This window comes from Sphingomonas sp. (genome assembly GCF_030145815.1).
Classification (GTDB): domain Bacteria; phylum Pseudomonadota; class Alphaproteobacteria; order Sphingomonadales; family Sphingomonadaceae; genus Sphingomonas.
Genome location: NZ_JAIXHL010000006.1, coordinates 71,843 through 89,773 on the forward strand (window position 1 = coordinate 71,843; position 17,931 = coordinate 89,773).

General features: G+C 64.5%; 14 protein-coding genes, 2 tRNA genes and 1 pseudogene. 11 read left to right on the top strand and 6 right to left on the bottom strand.

Annotated features, from left to right (window positions below; genetic code table 11):
* Nucleotides 1–33: 33 nt before the first annotated feature.
* The 5 genes from lon to KYX69_RS06970 all read left to right on the top strand — a co-directional run bounded on the left by lon (nucleotide 34) and on the right by KYX69_RS06970 (nucleotide 7,841).
* Nucleotides 34–2,421 (top strand): endopeptidase La, encoded by a 2,388-nt coding sequence (gene lon, locus KYX69_RS06950; protein ID WP_300495384.1) that lies wholly within the window; start codon nucleotides 34–36, stop codon nucleotides 2,419–2,421.
* Nucleotides 2,422–2,582: 161 nt separating this feature from the next.
* On the top strand, nucleotides 2,583–2,855 hold the full coding sequence (locus KYX69_RS06955; protein ID WP_066656000.1) for an HU family DNA-binding protein: 273 nt from the start codon (nucleotides 2,583–2,585) through the stop codon (nucleotides 2,853–2,855).
* A gap of 142 nt (nucleotides 2,856–2,997) precedes the next feature.
* Nucleotides 2,998–3,072, top strand: a tRNA-Val gene (locus KYX69_RS06960).
* Nucleotides 3,073–3,455: 383 nt separating this feature from the next.
* Complete coding sequence (locus KYX69_RS06965; protein WP_300495391.1) at nucleotides 3,456–5,048, top strand: hypothetical protein; 1,593 nt, start codon at nucleotides 3,456–3,458, stop codon at nucleotides 5,046–5,048.
* Between the two features lie 126 nt (nucleotides 5,049–5,174).
* Complete coding sequence (locus KYX69_RS06970; protein WP_300495393.1) at nucleotides 5,175–7,841, top strand: TonB-dependent receptor; 2,667 nt, start codon at nucleotides 5,175–5,177, stop codon at nucleotides 7,839–7,841.
* A gap of 60 nt (nucleotides 7,842–7,901) precedes the next feature.
* Here the strand turns inward: KYX69_RS06970 and KYX69_RS06975 are convergent, their stop codons facing one another.
* Complete coding sequence (locus KYX69_RS06975) at nucleotides 7,902–8,555, bottom strand: 2OG-Fe(II) oxygenase (RefSeq protein ID WP_300495395.1); 654 nt, start codon at nucleotides 8,553–8,555, stop codon at nucleotides 7,902–7,904.
* 107 nt (nucleotides 8,556–8,662) lie between these two features.
* Here KYX69_RS06975 and KYX69_RS06980 point away from each other — a divergent pair, with 107 nt between their 5' ends.
* The 6 genes from KYX69_RS06980 to KYX69_RS07005 all read left to right on the top strand — a co-directional run bounded on the left by KYX69_RS06980 (nucleotide 8,663) and on the right by KYX69_RS07005 (nucleotide 13,193).
* Nucleotides 8,663–9,691 (top strand): hypothetical protein, encoded by a 1,029-nt coding sequence (locus tag KYX69_RS06980; RefSeq protein ID WP_300495397.1) that lies wholly within the window; start codon nucleotides 8,663–8,665, stop codon nucleotides 9,689–9,691.
* Between the two features lie 51 nt (nucleotides 9,692–9,742).
* Nucleotides 9,743–9,819, top strand: a tRNA-His gene (locus KYX69_RS06985).
* A gap of 89 nt (nucleotides 9,820–9,908) precedes the next feature.
* Nucleotides 9,909–10,961, top strand: a complete 1,053-nt coding sequence (locus KYX69_RS06990) for a Glu/Leu/Phe/Val dehydrogenase dimerization domain-containing protein (protein WP_300495400.1) — start codon at nucleotides 9,909–9,911, stop codon at nucleotides 10,959–10,961.
* Nucleotides 10,962–11,448: 487 nt separating this feature from the next.
* A complete protein-coding gene (locus KYX69_RS06995; RefSeq protein WP_300495403.1) occupies nucleotides 11,449–12,009 on the top strand; it encodes a phage tail protein in 561 nt (186 codons plus the stop codon).
* 30 nt (nucleotides 12,010–12,039) lie between these two features.
* Nucleotides 12,040–12,579: a phage tail protein gene (locus KYX69_RS07000; RefSeq protein ID WP_300495405.1), complete on the top strand. Its 540-nt coding sequence runs from the start codon at nucleotides 12,040–12,042 to the stop codon at nucleotides 12,577–12,579.
* Nucleotides 12,580–12,599: 20 nt separating this feature from the next.
* The gene (locus KYX69_RS07005; RefSeq protein WP_300495407.1) at nucleotides 12,600–13,193 is read left to right on the top strand and encodes a phage tail protein; all 594 of its coding nucleotides are present in this window, start codon (nucleotides 12,600–12,602) and stop codon (nucleotides 13,191–13,193) included.
* An 86-nt stretch (nucleotides 13,194–13,279) separates the two neighbouring features.
* Here KYX69_RS07005 and KYX69_RS23180 read toward each other — a convergent pair.
* From KYX69_RS23180 to KYX69_RS07030, 5 genes and pseudogenes are all read right to left on the bottom strand, one after another.
* Nucleotides 13,280–13,513 (bottom strand): annotated as a pseudogene (locus tag KYX69_RS23180) (methionine synthase); the annotation flags it as partial.
* A 129-nt stretch (nucleotides 13,514–13,642) separates the two neighbouring features.
* Nucleotides 13,643–14,080, bottom strand: coding sequence for a response regulator (locus tag KYX69_RS07015; protein WP_300495413.1), 438 nt, complete (start codon nucleotides 14,078–14,080; stop codon nucleotides 13,643–13,645).
* Nucleotides 14,081–14,133: 53 nt separating this feature from the next.
* Nucleotides 14,134–16,047 (bottom strand): ATP-binding protein, encoded by a 1,914-nt coding sequence (locus KYX69_RS07020; RefSeq protein ID WP_300495415.1) that lies wholly within the window; start codon nucleotides 16,045–16,047, stop codon nucleotides 14,134–14,136.
* A gap of 6 nt (nucleotides 16,048–16,053) precedes the next feature.
* On the bottom strand, nucleotides 16,054–16,698 hold the full coding sequence (locus tag KYX69_RS07025; protein ID WP_300495417.1) for a response regulator transcription factor: 645 nt from the start codon (nucleotides 16,696–16,698) through the stop codon (nucleotides 16,054–16,056).
* Between the two features lie 2 nt (nucleotides 16,699–16,700).
* The gene (locus tag KYX69_RS07030; protein ID WP_300495419.1) at nucleotides 16,701–17,711 is read right to left on the bottom strand and encodes an ATP-binding protein; all 1,011 of its coding nucleotides are present in this window, start codon (nucleotides 17,709–17,711) and stop codon (nucleotides 16,701–16,703) included.
* Nucleotides 17,712–17,931 lie beyond the last annotated feature (220 nt).

Consider the following 17,931-nt stretch of genomic DNA (forward strand, 5'->3'; position numbering starts at 1 on the left):
ATTCTGCCCCCTGTGGGCAGCACCGGAGTGTTCATGAAGTCTTCCTATCCAGTCCTGCCGCTGCGCGACATCGTCGTCTTTCCGCACATGATCGTGCCGCTGTTCGTCGGGCGCGACAAGTCGGTCGCCGCCCTTGAGGCCGCGATGGCCGCCGACAAGGAGATTTTCCTCGTCGCCCAGCTCGATCCCGCCAATGACGATCCGGGTCGCGACGACCTGTACGATACCGGCGTCTCGGCCGAGGTGATGCAGCTGCTCAAGCTGCCCGACGGCACCGTGCGCGTGCTGGTCGCCGGCAAGGAGCGCGGCAAGCTCGAGTCGATCGAGGATGCGGGCGGGTATCTGACTGCCGGGGTGTCCCCGGTCGCGGACAAGGTGGCCGAGGGCAAGGAAGTCCAGGCGCTGATGCGCTCGGTCGTCGAGCAGTTTGAGAATTACGCTAAGCTCAACCGCAAGCTGCCTGCCGAAACCGCAGTCCAGCTGGGCGAGATCGAGGAAGCCTCGCGCCTTGCCGATGCGGTTGCGGGCAATATCGCGGTCAAGGTCGCCGACAAGCAGAGTCTGCTGGTCGAGGACGATCCCCAGAAGCGTCTCGAAATGGTGTTCGCCTTCATGGAGGGCGAGCTCGGCGTGCTGCAGGTCGAAAAGAAGATCCGCTCGCGCGTCAAGCGCCAGATGGAGAAGACCCAGCGCGAATATTATCTCAACGAGCAGCTGAAGGCGATCCAGCGCGAACTGGGCAATGAGGGTGAGGAAGGCGAGGGCGACGAGGTCGCCGAGCTGACTCAGAAGATCGCCACGCTGAAGCTCAGCAAGGAAGCGCGCGGCAAGGCGCAGGCGGAGCTCAAGAAGCTCAAGACCATGGCGCCGATGAGTGCCGAGGCAACCGTTGTGCGCAACTATCTCGACGTGCTGCTGGGCCTGCCCTGGGGCAAGAAGTCGAAGCTGAAAAAGGATCTGGTCGAGGCCGAAGCGGTCTTGGACGCGGATCACTACGGCCTTGAGAAGGTCAAGGACCGCATCATCGAATATCTCGCGGTGCAGGCGCGCACGAATAAGCTGAAGGGGCCGATCCTGTGCCTCGTCGGCCCTCCCGGCGTCGGCAAGACCAGCCTCGGCAAGTCGATCGCCAAGGCAACCGGGCGCGAGTTCATCCGTCAGTCGCTCGGCGGCGTGCGCGACGAAGCCGAGATTCGCGGCCACCGCCGAACCTATATCGGCTCGCTGCCGGGCAAGATCGTCACTAACCTGAAAAAGGCCGGGACCAGCAATCCGCTGTTCCTGCTCGACGAGATCGACAAGCTCGGCCAGGATTTCCGCGGCGATCCGGCATCGGCGCTGCTCGAGGTGCTCGACCCGGAACAGAACAGCAAGTTCAACGACCATTATCTGGAGATCGACGTCGATCTGTCGGACATCATGTTCGTGACAACGGCCAACTCGCTGAACCTGCCCCAGCCCTTGCTCGACCGCATGGAGATCATTCGGCTCGAGGGTTATACCGAGGACGAGAAGGTCGAGATCGCCAAGGGCCATCTGATCGCCAAGCAGATCGACGCGCATGGCCTGAAGGACGGCGAGTTCGAGCTGACCGAGGCCGGCCTGCGCGATCTCATCCGCTATTACACCCGCGAAGCCGGGGTCCGCACGCTCGAGCGGGAGATCGCCAAGCTCGCGCGCAAGGCGCTGCGTCGCATCCTTGAAGGCAAGGCGGTGCAGGTCAGCGCGACGCCGGAGAACCTCCACGAGTTCGCAGGCGTACGGAAGTATCGCTTCGGGATCGGCGAGGAGGAGCATCAGATCGGCGCGGTCACGGGCCTGGCCTGGACCGAGGTCGGCGGCGAGCTGCTGACGATCGAGAGCGTCACCGTGCCCGGCAAGGGTGCGATCAAGACCACCGGCAAGATCGGCGACGTGATGAAGGAGAGCGTCGAAGCAGCGTTCAGCTTCATCCGCGCGCGTAGCCCGAGCTATGGCATCAAGCCGAGCATCTTTGCGCGCAAGGACATTCACGTCCATCTGCCTGAAGGCGCAGTGCCCAAGGACGGACCGTCGGCGGGCATCGGCCTCGTCACATCGATCGTCTCGACGCTGACCGGCGTGCCGGTGCGCAAAGACGTGGCGATGACCGGCGAGGTCACGCTGCGTGGGCGCGTGCTGCCGATCGGCGGGCTCAAGGAAAAGCTGCTCGCGGCGCTGCGCGGCGGGATCACCACAGTGCTGATCCCGCAGGAGAATGAGAAGGATCTGGCGGAAATCCCGGCAAATATCCGTGAGGGGTTGAAGATCATCCCCGTGGCGCATGTCGATGAGGTGCTGAAGCTGGCGCTGACCGGCCCACTGACGGCGATCGACTGGACCGAGGCGGACGAGCTGGCGGTCGTGCCGCCCGCAGCGACACCGGATGGGCTGCGCCATTGATGGTTGAGTGCGGATAAAGGCTCTTTTTCCGTCCTTTCCCCGTATTTATACCGCTTTCCGCTTTACACGGGCGCGCGGACTCGTTTTCCTGTCCCACCGGCGTTACGGCGCCGAGCGGGTTTCATTACACGCCTATCAAAAAAAGCAGGGGTTCAACGGGCATGAACAAACAGGAACTGATCGCCACGGTCGCAGATACCGCCGGTCTCGGAAAGGGTGACGCCAGCAAGGCGGTCGAGGCCGTATTCGACGCGGTGACCGCGGCGCTCAAGAAAGGCGACGAAGTTCGCCTGGTCGGCTTTGGCACCTTCTCGGTCTCGAAGCGCAAGGCATCGACCGGCCGCAACCCGCGCACCGGCGAGCCGATGACGATCAAGGCGTCGTCGCAGCCGAAGTTCAAGGCCGGCAAGGGCCTGAAGGACGCGGTCAACTAAACACATCATTCGATGCCGCGAACGGGGCGGGGAAGGGGCTGGACAAGCCTCCACCGCTTCTCTAGAGGCATCGCTCCGCCGGGCGGTCCTTTTGGATCTAGCCCGGCGCCGAGCTTCGCCGGATCCATTCCGGCCCCGGTTCGGGCGCGTAGCTCAGTGGTAGAGCACTGTGTTCACACCGCAGGGGTCGCTGGTTCAATCCCAGCCGCGCCCACCATTCTAAAGGCCCGTCGGCAGTGCCGGCGGGCTTTTTGCGTTTCGGATCAGTGCGGTGTGGCGGTGCGGCAACACTCGGCTTGGATCGCGCGACCGTCGGGGGCAGATCGGACCGTTGACGCCAGATGCCGATGCGATCGACGTACAGCAAAACACTATTTATCAACGGTGTAGCAGGGTGCGCACCGGCTGAATGTCATATCTTCGTAACCCACTTCACAAATCTGTCACCGCAAAGTCACCGAAGCTTCTCGTAAATCCCATCCCCCCGTCATGCACGCGGCCTAGCGCGGCCCGTGTGATCGGCAGGGGGAATGTTCCGAGTCGATCCAGGGCGCTCGCCCATCATCCTGCAAACCGGGATCGACCGGAACGGAGAAATTCATGGCCGACTTCAAGCGTATCAGCCTCATCCTGATGACCAGCGTCGCGGGCGCCACGCTCGCCGCTTGCGACGGCGCATCCAGCGTTGCTTCGCCCGGCGAAGGCGTGATCGTCGTCCCGGCGCCGGCGCCTGCCCCGGCTCCGACGCCGACGCCGTCGCCGACCCCTGCACCGGGTACCCCGGCTGCCAGCTGCCCGTCGGGCTTCACCGATGCCGGCGTCGTCGGCAGCTTCCGCGGTTGCCGCATCCCCTCGCTCATCACCACCGCCGTTACGCTCCAGAAGCTGCCGGGCGTGGCCTATGAGATCAACGGGCGCGTCGACGTCGGCGTCGATCGTGGTGGCTCGGGCACCGGCGGAACCGCCGCAACCCTGACCGTTCAGCCGGGCGTGATCGTGTACGCGAACACCACCAACTCGGATAACGACTTCCTGGTCGTGAACCGTGGCTCGACCATCAACGCCGATGGCACCACGGCTCAGCCGATCATCTTCACCGCACAGCAGAACCTGACCGGCAGCGTGACCGACGAGTCGCAGGGTCTGTGGGGCGGCATCATCCTGGCCGGTCGCGCGCCGATCTCGAACTGCAACCTCGCTGGCGTGACCGGCGGCACCGTCAACTGCGAAAACGTGGTCGAAGGCACCGGTAACGCGCTCTATGGTGGCGCGACCCCGGGCGATAACTCGGGCGTGCTGCGTTATGTCCAGGTTCGCTATTCGGGCACCGTCATCAGCCCGAACAACGAGCTTCAGGGCATCACCACCGGCGGCGTCGGCAGCGGCACCCGCATCGAATATATCCAGATCCACAACAGCTCGGACGACGGCATCGAAATCTTCGGCGGGACGCACAACGGCCGTTACTGGGTCGTGACCGGCGCCGATGACGACAGCATCGACAGTGATGTGGGTTGGAAGGGCTTCATCCAGTTCGCGATTGCGATCCAGAAGCCGTCGAACACCACCAGCGATAACTATGTCATGGAGATCGACTCCAACAACAGCGAAGACGCGCTGCCGCGCCAGAATGGCCGCATCGCCAACTTCACCTTCGTGCACACGTCGAGCGCAACCAACGCCGGTCTGCGTCTGCGCGGTGGTGCGGACTTCAGCTTCGTCAACGGTATCATCGTGTCGGGTCGTCCGTGCCTCAACATCGTGGCCGGTACCGCCGACAAGTCGACGATCCGCGCAGCCGACGCGACGCTGGACGAGCAGGGCCCGCCGGTGTTCCGTTCGAACTACTTCGCCTGCACGGGTGCCCTGAGCGCCGAAACGGCGGTCAACGGCTTCACCGTGACCAACGCCGAGCAGGAAGCCGTGGTCGACGCGGGCACCAACAACGTCAAGAACGGCACCGCCGCCAACGCACTGACCTCGGGCTATCTGCCCGGCACCGGCGCGACTGCGGTCACTGCCTACAACGCCGCGCTGCTCAACCCGTCGGGTTCGTCGTTCCTGGTGACCACCAGCTATATCGGCGCGGTCAGCGGCCCGACCGACACCTGGTACCAGGGCTGGACCTGCAACTCGAACCGCGCGAACTTCGGCGCGGCCGGCAGCGCCTGCACCACCGTTCCGGTCACCTGATCGAAGCGTGATCGACTACCGGAGCCGGCGGGAAAGGGGCCGCCGGTTCCGGTTTTCCTTGGCGGGACCAGGCATTTGAAGGCGTCAGCCTCTGCAAACGCCAGCCTCTGAAAACGGACGTCAAAGATGAAAAAGAGCACCGCATTCGGAAGTCTGCTGCTTCTGACCTCGCAACTCGTCGCGCCGCACGCGCTCGCCCAGGCTGCGCAGGATGCGACCGCCGAAGCCGCGCCGCAGGAAGCAGAGGCCGCCCAAGAGGAAGAGGTCGAAATCTCCGCCCCGGGTGCCGGCGACTCGAGCGAAGAGATCGTCGTCATCGGCCGCAACATCCCCAATGTCATCAAGACGACCCCACAGGTCGTGTCGGTGCTCTCGGCCGCCGATATCGCGCGGTCGGGTGAAGGCGACATCGCTGGCGCGCTGACCCGCGTCACCGGCCTCAGCGTCGTCGGCAACGGCTTTGTGTACGTGCGCGGCCTTGGCGACCGCTATTCCTCGTCGCTGCTTAACGGCCTGCCGCTGCCCAGCCCCGAGCCGCTGCGCCGCGTGGTGCCGCTCGACCTGTTCCCGACCAACATCGTCGGGTCGGCGCTGGTGCAGAAGAGCTATTCCCCGAATTACCCCGGCGAGTTCGGCGGCGGTGCGATCAACATCACTACGCGCGCTGCACCGCGCGAGGGCTTTTTCGAGATCGGCGGATCGGTCGGTTTCGACACCGCGACGACCAGTGAACTCGGCTACACCTATGACGGCGGCAGCTACGATGTCTTCGGCTATGACGATGGCGAGCGCAGCATCCCGAGCTTCATCCTCGCGGCTGGTGCCAATGGCACGTCGGTGACCGATGCTGGGCAGCTGATGCAGCTGTCGAACGCACCGACCACGGTCGTGTTCGAGAACAACCATATCCCGGCCAACTGGTCGGCCAGCACCAGCTTCGCCAAGACCTTCGACACCGGCGGTCTGCGCATCGGCGTGATCGGTGCCGGCGGTCTGTCGAACAGCTGGAGCACGCGCGCGCAGCGGCAGCAGGTGGCGGTCGACGCCAATGGTGGCCTTGCCAGCGACGGCAACCAGGTGACCACCGACAACCGCATCATCGCCAACGGCCTGCTCGGTGTCGGCCTCGAATTCGGCGAGCATCTGATCCGCTTCACCAATGTCTATATCCACGACACGCTGAAGCAGGCGATTATCGGCCAGTTCGACGAAGAAAACTTCGGCATCCCGGGTTCGTTCGGCGTGCCGACCTTCGCGACGCAGAACACCAACTGGTTCGAGCGTCAGCTGTTCACCAGCCAGATCGTCGCGGAACTCGATTTCGGTGCGGTCGATGTCGACCTGCGCGGTGCCTATGCCAACACCAAGCGCAAGGCACCCTATGAGCGCGCGTTCCGCTACATCTACAGCAACACGTTCAACGATTACATCAACACGTTGAACAGCCCAAGCGGCGCGACGATCGCGTTCAGCGACCTCAATGAGGATCTGTGGACCGGTGCGATCGATCTGGCGTACGAGTTCAACACCGATCGCCCGCTGACCGTTTCGGCCGGCTATGCGTACACCGATACCGAGCGCCAGTCGTACCGCTATTTCTTCCGCTTCATCGGCCCGAACAATGGCGGTGTGAACCAGACGGTGGCGCAGCAGCGTCCCGACTATCTGCTGTCGGACTATAATATCCAGACCTACGGCATCACGCTGCGCAACGAATCGACCGGCACCGGTGCGGCGGCCTATGACGCCTCGCTGGTGGTCCATGCCGGCTATCTGCAGGGCGAGGCCGAACTGGCCGACGGCCTGCGCGTGTCGGGCGGTGTGCGCTACGAAACCGCCAAGCAGCAGGTGCTGCCGACCGGCGCGGTTGCCGGGACCAACCTCGACAACGACTATTGGCTGCCCGCAGCCACGGTGACGTGGAACTTCGCCCCGGACATGCAGCTGCGCGTCCACGGGTCGAAGACGATCGCCCGCCCGCAGTTCCGCGAGCTGGCACCGCAGCTGTATCAGGATTTCGAAAGCAGCCGACAGTTCCTCGGCAACCCGCTCCTGGTCGACTCACAGCTGTATAACGCCGAAGCCCGCGTCGAATGGTTCTTCGCGCGGGATCAGCGCATCACGGCTGCCGGCTTCTTCAAGAAGATCGACAATCCGATCGAGGCGGTGGCGTTCGTGGCGGCTGGATCGACCTCGCTGCAGACCGGCTTCTCGAACGCACCCAGCGCCAAGCTGTGGGGCGGGGAGATCGAGGCGCAGAAGCATATCGCACTCGACACGCTCGGCGGCGGTTTCTTCGATACCAAGCGGCTCGTGCTGATCGCGAACTACACCTACACCAAGTCGGAGATCGAAGCCAGTAACGAGCTGGTTTCTAGCCCGATCCTGGGTGCCGCTCCGGTGCAGGCCTCGCTGCTGTTCAACGACGGCGGCCCGCTGGTCGGTCAGTCGGATCATCTGGTCAACTTCCAGATCGGGTTCGAGGATACCGCCTCGCTCTCGCAGCTGACCGTGCTGCTCAACTATGCGAGCGAGCGCGTCACCAACCGCGGTCCGGTGGTCGAGGGCGTTCGCTTGCCCGACATCATCGAAAAGCCGGGCCTGACCGTTGACCTGGTCGCGCGCCAGGGCTTCGAGCTGGCAGGCGCGGAGTTCGAGCTGAAGCTCGAAGCCCGCAACCTGACCAAGACGCGCTATCAGGAATTTCAGACGTTCGCGAACGGTGTGCGCGCCGACACCAACACCTATGATGTGGGTCGGAAGTTCTCGCTGGGCATCAGCGCGAAGTTCTGAACGACGCCGATCGACTGAGGAAAGGGCCGCCCCCCCCCCCCCGGGGCGGCCCTTTTCCGTTCAGCCCCAAGGGCGTTCGCGAAACCATTTGGTGATGACGTATTTGGTCCCCGCGCGCACCTTCATCGCATGGTGCAGCGTCGACGGGTTGGGCGTGCCATTGGGCCGCAAATTACTCCACGCGAGGAGCTTGCCCGGTTCGGGCTGAACCAGCTTGTCGATCGCCTTGAACCGCGTCGCGCCGCCGGCCTCGACGGCGTTGAGGTAGATCATCACCGTCCAGGTGCGCTGGCCCGACACCGCGCAGAATTTCTCGAAATCGACGCCGGTCGGCTCGAAATAATCGGTGTGTGCCTTGAACTCCTGCCCAACGGCATAGCGCTGTCCCTGCAGCGGCTCGCCATGCGCCGGATCGAGACCGATAAAGTCGCAGATCATCGCATCGAGCCGAACCGACGCGTCGCTCGCGACCGGCAGGTCACAGGTTTCGCTCGTGCGGAACACGGCATCGCCATTATAGTCCGAAACCAGCGACGGGCGGCGGTCGCGGTCGATCATCGCCATCAACTCGGCACAGAATCCCGCGTCGAGAAACCCCTTGCGGATGAACAGCGTCAGCTTGGGCGTCGGCACCCGCTGCACACCCGGCCGGGCGGTCAGGCGCTCGATCACGGGCTCGATCGGAAATCCGGCGGCGGGGGAGGGGGCGATCATCCGGCGTATCTGCCAGAAGCGGTTGCGCGCATCCAGAGCCTGCCACCGACTTAAAAAATTCGCCGAAGCGCAGGCAAACCGTCACAATTGCGCAATAGCGCAGCAACATGGGCGACGCCGATACTCTCGACCAACTTGTTCAAGCCGCGATCGCCGCCGGCATCCCGGCGGTGCATCTGGTGCATGACGGCGAGCGCGTTCGCATTCTGGTCCGCGCCGTGTCCGGTCTTGCCCCGGTGCACAGCCTTGTCGCCACCCCCGAATGGCTCGAAGCCGCGCAGGCGCTGCCCAATGCAACCCGGCGCGGCGCGCGGGTCGTCATCGATCTGTCCAACCGCGATTCGGGTGCGGGCGGCTTTGCCGAACTCGGCATGCCCGGATCGATGCGCTCCGCGATCGAGCGCGAGCTGCTAGCGCCGGGCGGCGTGATCGTCATTGCCTCGGAGGATCCCGTCGCGATGGCGCGCGCGATGGCCGCAGCCGCATCCGCGCCGGGCGAGCGGCACGTCCTCGACATCGCCGCCGACCGCGGCGACCTCGACGCCGCTGCACGGATGGATTGCGACGCGATTTTGCTCCGACCGAGCGATGACCGGGGGTTGCTGGCAGCGGCCTTCGATCACGCCCAGCGCGGTGTGCGTATCGTGCTCGGGATCGAAGCGCCCGATGCGATGGCGGCGATCGCACGGCTGCGCGCAGCGCGGGTCGAGCGGCATCTGCTCGCCTTTGCGCTGCGGGTCGCGATTGCAGCGCGCACCGAAATGCGTCTCTGCCCGGCCTGCCGCCGCCCGGCTCAGGCGAAAGGGTCCGAATCGGCGTTGCTCGGGGTCGATCCCGGCACGGTGATCTATCGCGCCATGGGGTGTGCGGCGTGCGACCATGACGGCTTTTCCGGAACCGTGATGCTGTTCGAGTCGGTCGTCATCGATCCCGGCCTGCGCCGATTGCTGGCCGAAGGGGGCGATGTCGCCATCCTCGCGCGGCACGCCTTTGTCCGCGCGCCGACGCTGGCGGCTTCGGCACGCGCGCTGGCGCGGGAAGGCCGGATTACCGTGGATGCGGCGATCCGGATCGCGCGGGCCGCAGCGGCCGGATCGGTCACGGCCACTCCGCACCCACATCTGCTGATGGCATGACGACAGGTGCTTGACGCTGATCAGGCGCACGGCTAAGCGCGCCACTCCACGGCGATCGTAGTTCAATTGGTTAGAGCACCGGCTTGTGATGCCGGGGGTTGCGGGTTCAAGTCCCGTCGATCGCCCCATTTCCCCTACCGGTGATTTAAGGCTGGCGCAAAGCGGCGCGGAAGAATATGTCGCGCCCTCGAAATATTGTTAGCCGACTGGAAGTGCCATGACTGCCGTGTGGGACCTGCCCGATTTCGATGCGCATGAGGGGGTTCACCTCATCACCGATCCTGCCAGCGGCCTGCGCGCGGTGATCGCCGTGCATTCGACCAATCTCGGCCCGGCGGCGGGCGGCGTGCGCTTCTGGCATTATGCCGATGGCAATGCCGCGATCACCGATGCGCTGCGCCTGTCGCGGGGCATGAGCTTCAAGAACGCCATGGCCAGCCTGCCATTGGGTGGCGGCAAGGGCGTGGTGCTTGCACCCGAACCCGGCGCGACGATCAGCGAGGCGCAGCTGATCGCATTCGGCGAAGCGGTCGAATCGCTCGGCGGTCGTTACGTCACGGCGGAGGATGTCGGCATGTCCGAAGCGCGGATGAAGGTCATCGCGACCCGCACCCGTCATGTCTCCGGCCTGCCCGTCGCAGGCGGCAATGCGGGCGGCGATCCCGGCCCGTTCACCGCGCTCGGCATCTATCTCGGCGTCAAGGCGGCGGCGAAGCGTGCGCTGGGCGCCGACTCGATGGCCGGCGTGCATGTTGCGGTGCAGGGCGTGGGCAGCGTCGGTGGCGGCCTCGCCCGCCGCCTCGCCGCCGATGGCGCAAAGCTGACACTGGCCGATGTCAACGCCGACAAGGCGCAGGCGCTCGCCGCCGAACTGGGCGCCGACGTCGTTGCGGCCGATGCGATCGCCACGGTCGAAGCCGAGATCTTCAGCCCCAACGCGCTCGGCGCGATCCTGACGGAAGCCAGCATCGCTGCCCTCCAGTGCAAGGTCGTCGCAGGCGGCGCGAACAACCAGCTGGCGAAGCAGGGCGACGGCGCCCGCATCCACGCGCGCGGGATCCTCTACGCGCCGGATTACGTCATCAACGCCGGCGGCATCATCAATGTCGGCCTGGAATATCTCGGACAAGGCGACCGCGCCGAGGTCGAAGCACGCATCGCGCGCATCCCCGATCGGTTGAACGAAGTCTGGGACGAAAGCGACCGCACCGGCGATCCGGCGAGCGCGGTGGCAGACCGGATCGCGATGCGGTTGATCGGGCGGGGCTGAGGCCCCGCGCGCATTTTTGCGGGTCCATACTGCGCCATACAGCGCTATTTCGCATCCAAATCGAAGCTATCCCTCAGCGACCGCTGCATGCGCGTCGCTTAACTTTGTACGGCCCGTCTATGGGCAAACAGCCGAACGACTGGTCGGCACTATTGCGCTGTGCGTAGTAAATCGGTCGCCTAGCAAGATCAGGTCAGGCACGGATCAATTCATGCCCGTGAAAGCGCTTGGCAAAAACTGAGCTGCATGCTCATACTCGCACCGAGCTCGCGTTCACATCAAACCTGTGTCCGGAACTTTTCGAAGATTCTGGTCAATCGGCGTCCGAGTAAAGTCAAACGAACGCGGCGATTCCGCTCGGGCTGATGCAATGTCAGCTATTTTGAACTGAACATATTAAAGCACATCAACCGCTTACCTGAACAGGCCTGTAATACGCCTCGTTTATCCGGAACATGTCGAACCCCATCGGTCGGAGGAGAGTGTAATGACAGATAACTTCTTGGGTGAGTTGCGGGTTTTTGCGTTCGGAGGCGTTCCGCGGGGCTGGCTGCCTTGCAATGGCCAGCTGCTGACGGCTCAGCAATATCAGGCGCTATTCGCGTTGATCCGCAACACCTTCGGCGGGGATGGGAAGGTCAATTTCGCACTGCCCGATCTGCGCGGACGCGTGGCCATTGGCACCGGGCAAGCTGATCCGGGCGCAACCATGTTCCAGCTCGGCAAAACCGGAGGGGCTGAAACGGTCACCCTGACCGCGGCGCAAACACCGCCGCACATCCACGCGATCGTCGCGTCACGGTCGACCACGACAACGGCTCAGGCACCAGCGGGCAACTATATCGGAGTCGCAACGGCAACCGCGGCGGCACAGCCGTTCAGCCTGTTTGCGCCCGCGCCCACATCACCCACCGACGCCAACTGGGTGCCGCTGCATAGTTCGACGATCACGCAATCGGGCGGCGGCGGTCCGCATGAAAATCGCCAGCCGGTTCTGGGCCTGCAGATCTGCATCGCGACCCAAGGCCTGTGGCCATCGCGCAACTGACGTCGTCTCCCCTCATCCGTGGAGGAACCCATGGCAGAATATTTTGTCGGCGAGATTCGCCTGTTCGCTTTCAACCAATATGCACCCGCCAATTTCATGCCGTGCGACGGCCGTTCGTTGCGCGTGTCAGAGTATCAGGCGTTGTTCGCGCTGATCGGCACCACCTATGGCGGTGACGGCGTCAACACCTTCAACCTTCCCGATCTGCGCGGTCGCACGCCGGTACACTATGGCACGCTGCCGGGCGGATCGACCTATGCGCTGGGGACCAAGGCGGGGGTCGAACAGGTGCAGCTGACATCCGCGACCGTGCCGCCGCATTCCCATACCGTGTCCGTGACCAAGACAAGCGCGTCCAGCCTGACGCCGGGCGCCAACTTGGCCCCCGGTGACGTCAACGGGAATTATTATTATTGCAACCAGACGCAAGCCGGCACCGTTCTGCAAACGAACGCCGAAACGGTCATGGTCGCCGGCGGCGGGAACCAACCGCATCCCAACGTCCAGCCGAGCCTGGTGCTGTCCTACGCGATCGCCGTCCAGGGGCTGTACCCAGATTACGCCAATTAACTGAGCTTCGGGAGGCCGTCATGGCAGACGCATTTATTGGTGAAATTCGCATGTTTCCCTATGGCTATGCGCCGATCGGGTGGTTGGCATGCAATGGTCAGCAAGTGACCATCCGTGGTAACGAGCCGCTGTACGCGCTGTTGAGCAACCGGTTTGGTGGCGATGGCCGGAATTACTTCAATCTCCCCAATTTGAACGGACGTATACCGGTGAACGCCGGCGCGTCCTCCCCGACAAGCCAGCCATTCGTGTTTGCCGCAAAGGTGGGGCAGGAAACGGTGACCCTGACCAGCGCACAGGCCCCGTCGCACAACCACCAATTCAATGCCAAGCTGTCCGGGGCATCGATAACGGGCATGACGAGCGTCGCGGGCGCAACCAACGGGGTTGGGGCTTCACTGTTGAGCCGGGCGATGACCAGCGCGGCCAAGACCATTGCCGCGTTTGATACGCCGCCGTTGAGCGCGAGCGACAAGACCCAATTGGGGATGAATGTTTCGGTCGCTTACGGCACGGCCGCACAATCCGTCGAACCGCACCCCAATCTTCAGCCCTATCTGGTGATGGGCTATTATATTTGCAGCGAGGGCGAATATCCGGTCAATCCGGACTAGGATGCCGGTTTGTAAGGTTGGTGGGGCCGGAAAGGCTCCGCCGATCTGCGGGCTCGGTCCGAAGCGGCCAGCTGGCGGAAGGGGTGGGCTACCTCCTCCGGCATCTCGACCATGTCGGTTGCCACGTCGATCGCCCCGACCATCACCTTCTTGCCGCGAATGAGCTCGATCAGGTCCATCGGCACGCCCGAGCACTGAGACTCCAGGCTGACGATATCGATCTTCGACTTCTGAAGATTGGGAAAGGTCTTCTCATACTGCCGCCATTCGGAGCCGAGCGTCTTCTTCCAATCGGTGTTGGCTTTGATGCCATAGCCGTAGAAGCGGGCGGAAGACGGTCGTGTTGTTCAGAACGGAGTTCTGGCGCGATCGGCTGTCCTGCGTCGGCTTTCCCCACTGCCGCTCCCAAAAGCGGAAAGGCTGGTGACGGCCCAACTCCGGACAACCCTTCATTGACCTTTAATCCGCTCATACAGAATCCGCGTTTCGAGCAAGTTGCTGATTCTCAGCGCCACCTCGATGACGTCGAACGGCTTCGAGACGAAGTCCTTCGCGCCTAGCGCCAAAGCCCTCCGGCGCGCATGAAGGGTGGTGTCGGCGGTTAGCACCAGGATCGGGCGATACTCGTCAGCCCGGTCGTGACGCGCAAAGGCCTCAAGCAACTGGAAGCCGTCAACCTGAGGCATCATCAGGTCAAGCAGGACGATGTCTGGTGCCAGATCGGAATAGGCCGCGGCCGCCGCGGTCGGGTCGGTCAGGGTGTGGATGTCGCGATAGCCCTCCCGCTCGAGCACGCTGCGCAGCAACAGCACATTTGCCTCTTCGTCATCGATCGCGAGAATGCGCCGCGACAGGATTTCAGCGGTTTCGATTAGGCGAGAGGGCATGATCTTGGCCTTTTCATTAGCGCGTCAGCGTCGATGACATTGGGGGCAATCGTTCAGGATTTGGCTGGAAGCGTGAACCAGAAACGCGATCCCCGGGGCAGCGCCTGGTAGCCGATCTTGCCACCCATCGATTCGACAAGACTTTTCGACAGCGCCAGCCCCAGGCCGGTGCCCTCGATCCTGCTGCGATCCTGCTGCCCCAGGCGATCGAATGCCGTAAAGAGACGCGACGTTTCTCCCGGACGGATACCCGGCCCGTCGTCCTCCACCTGGATCCGTATCCACCCATGTTCGGCGCTGCAGGCAAGGCTCACAAAATTCCCCGATGCCGCATATTTGGCGGCATTGGCGATGAGGTTCAGCATGACCTGAACCACGCGTCGCCGGTCGGCGCTGGCCGTCATCGCCGCTGCGGGTTGCTCGAGCCGGAATTCCAGCCCGGCATTCGCGACGAGCGGTGCGGCGAGTTGGTGCACCTCGGCCAGCAGATCGGCGATGACCACGGGTTCGATCTGCAATTCCGTGCTGCCGGCCTCGATGCTGGAAATGTCGAGCAGATCGTTGATCAGCGACAGCAGATGACGCCCGGCCTTGGTGATCTGGGTGATCGCCGCCTTGTGTCGCTCGGGAAATTCATCGGCGTCGATCTCCAGCAACTGCCCGAAGCCGAGAATTGCGTTCATCGGCGTGCGCAGCTCGTGGCTGGTTCGTGAGAGGAACTCGCTCTTGGCCAGGCTCGCCGCAATCGCTTCCTCGCGCGCGCGGCGCAGCGCATCCTCGACCGCGCGACGTTCTGTCATGTCGCGGGTGACTTTGGCAAAGCCCCGCAGCGTGCCGGTGGCATCGCGCAGCGCGGTGATGACGACATTCGCCCAGAAGCGCGAACCATCCTTGCGAACCCGCCAGCCTTCGTCCTCTGCCGATCCTTCGCGCCGCGCCCGTTCAAGCATGTGTGCCGGCAGGAACGCGCGGGTTTCGGACGGATAGAAGCGGCTGAAATGCTGGCCCAGTATCTCCTTGGCGCTCCAGCCCTTGATGCGCTCGGCCCCCAGGTTCCAGCTGGCCACCACGCCATCGGGATCGAGCGCGAAGATGCCATAGTCGCGGACCCGCTCGACCACGAGGCGGAACCGTTCCTCGCTCTCGACCAGATCCTGTTCGCGCGCGCGCAACAGGGCGCTGGCGCGGACCAGGCGTTCGGCCAGACGGCCGACTTCGTCGGTTTCCTCTGGCAGGGCAGTGAGCGGTTCGCCCCGCGCGAGGCTCTCGGCATTGTCCTCAAGCGCGCGGACCCGGCGGACAATGCCCGTGGAGAAAAGGTATACGGCCGCAAGACTGCCAAGCAACCCCACCAGCGCGCTGATCGCGGTAAGCGTCAGGAACTGTCGGCGCACCAGTTCGACGCGCTTCTGGCGCTGTTCGAGCAGGACCGCCTCGCGCCGCTGAATGGCGTCGATCGCTTCACGCATCCTGTCCAACACGGACTTGTTGGACCCGAGCGCATCGGTCAACGCTGCAGCGCCGGGGCCGGTGCGCGCCGGACCGGTCAAAGCGACGATCTGCCGCAGGCCGTCGCGTTTGCGCGCGGTCAGGTCGCTGAGATTCTGGAAATCGCGCCGCACGATCGGGTCGCGGATCGCCGCATCGAGCCGCTCCATCGTGACCGGAATCTCCGCCTCTGCCTTGCGGTACGGCGCCAGGAAGCGTTCCTCTCGCGTCAGCGCAAAGCCGCGTACGCCGGCCGCCGCTTCGGCCAGCAGGGCGTGAACCTGATAGGTGTCGCGCTGAATGGCGAACGCGCGGCGGACATCGTCCTCGGCGCGCTTTTCGGCGTTGCTGGCAAGATAGAGCGAAATCAGCGCAACGAGCAGGATGGCCAGCGGCAGCGCGACCACCACCAGCCCCTTCAGCGCGAGCGGACGGTTGCTCCAGAAGCGCAGTAACGGCTTGGCCGGGGCTGGTGCCATTGCGCTCTACAGCCCTGCCGGGCGCATCTGCGCCGCCAGCACGGCGGCTTGTGTGCGGTCGGCGACGCCAAGCTTGCCGATGACACGCTCGACATGCGCCTTGACCGTCGCCGGGCTGATCGCCAGCTCCCGCGCAATCTCCTTGTTGGTGAGCCCGCGGGCCACCAATGCCACCACCTCCTGTTCGCGTGACGTGAGCACGCGCGAGATGTCGGCATCGCGCTGCGGTAGCGCAGGCGCCCGCATCGCGGCATTGACCAGAGCCAGTGGGACCGCAGAGTTGCCCGCCATCACCTGATCGATCGCGGCGATCAGGTCGCCGATCGCGGTGTCCTTGAGCACATAGCCGGCCGCACCCGCCGCGAGCGCCTCGCGCACATAGGCCGGCATGTCGTGCAAGGTGAGCATCAGGATCCGAGTCGCGGTGTCGAGCGCGGCGATCCGGCGGGTCGCTTCCAGCCCGTCGATCCCGCTGCCAAGACGCACATCCATCAGGACGACGTCGGGATGAAGCAAACGCACCTGATCGATCGCCTCCTCCCCGCTGGACGCGACGCCGACGACGTCGACACCGCTCTGGGCCAGCACGGCGCGCAGCCCCTCACGCGCCAACTGGTGGTCGTCGACGATCAGGATTCGCGGACCGGCCACGGTCAGGCGGATTCCGGCAGATGCGCGGTAACGGTCACGCCACCGTCGGCGCCTGCCGACCATTCGAGGTGCCCACCGATTGCGCTCATTCGTTCATGCATGACGTCGATGCCGACATGGCGACCGGTCGGCCTGGCTCCTGCGCCAGCGTCCAGGCGATCGCTCGGCCCACGGCCGCTGTCGCGGATCTGCAAGCGCAGGTGCCCGGTCTCGATCCGAAGCGCGATGGCGACGGCACAGGGACCGCCGGCATGCTTGCGGACATTGGCAATCGCTTCCTGAGCAACCCGGAACAGGGCGATCTCGACGGTCGGAGACAGCCGCGACGCATCGTCGGTCATGCAGAAGGAAACCTGATACCCGTCCTCTTCAAGGCCGTCCGCCAGAGAACGTAGCGCAGCCTGCAGACCGAGATCGTCCAGCAGGGTCGGGCGCAAGCCGCCGATGACCGCGCGCAGTTCGCGCACGAGCGCGCGCGCGATCCCCGCGAGCCGATCCCGCTCCGCAGCGGGAAGCGCTTCGGTTTGGCCTTCGCCGACGCCTTCCAGAATCCGCGCCAATGCCGTGGCGGTCTGTGCAACCCCGTCGTGCAGCTCCTGCGAGACCCGACGGCGCTCTTCTTCCTGTGCCGAGAACATCCGGCCGACCATGTGCTCGAGCCGCTGCTCGCGCTCCCGCAGGGTAGCCAGCAGGGCGCCACGTTCACGCTCGCGCTGGATGCGGTCGATGGTCGCGCCCAGCAGTTCGAGATGCATCGCCACTGCTTCCCGGTCTTCGATATCCTCAATCGCGTCGAGGCTTGCGATTCCGTCGACGCGGAATCGTGCCACGGGTTTGCGCGCCGGACCGGGGGCGACAATGGCAATGCCCTCTGCGCCATCGCCCTCGATCACCTGGGCATCGCGGCTGCCGAGAAAAAAGGCGAGGCGGTCGGCAGATCGGACCAGACGCTCGGCGATGTTGGTGGGGTCGGCGTCGGCCAGTTCCTGCCCACTCACGGTGAGCAGGCGCATCCGTGCCGCGCGCGCTTCGGCGGCGCGATAGAGATCGCGCATCTCCGCAACGGTGCCGATCTGGATCGGCAAGGGCGAGGAACGACTGTGCACCCCGTCCAGATACATCCCCCTCCGAAAAACGCATAGGCCATCCGGCCTAGGCCGGAAGGCCCGCCATGCGGCGGATTTGGGCGGACCGGCGTCGGGCTATTTCACGGATACGGACCAACCGCAGGGC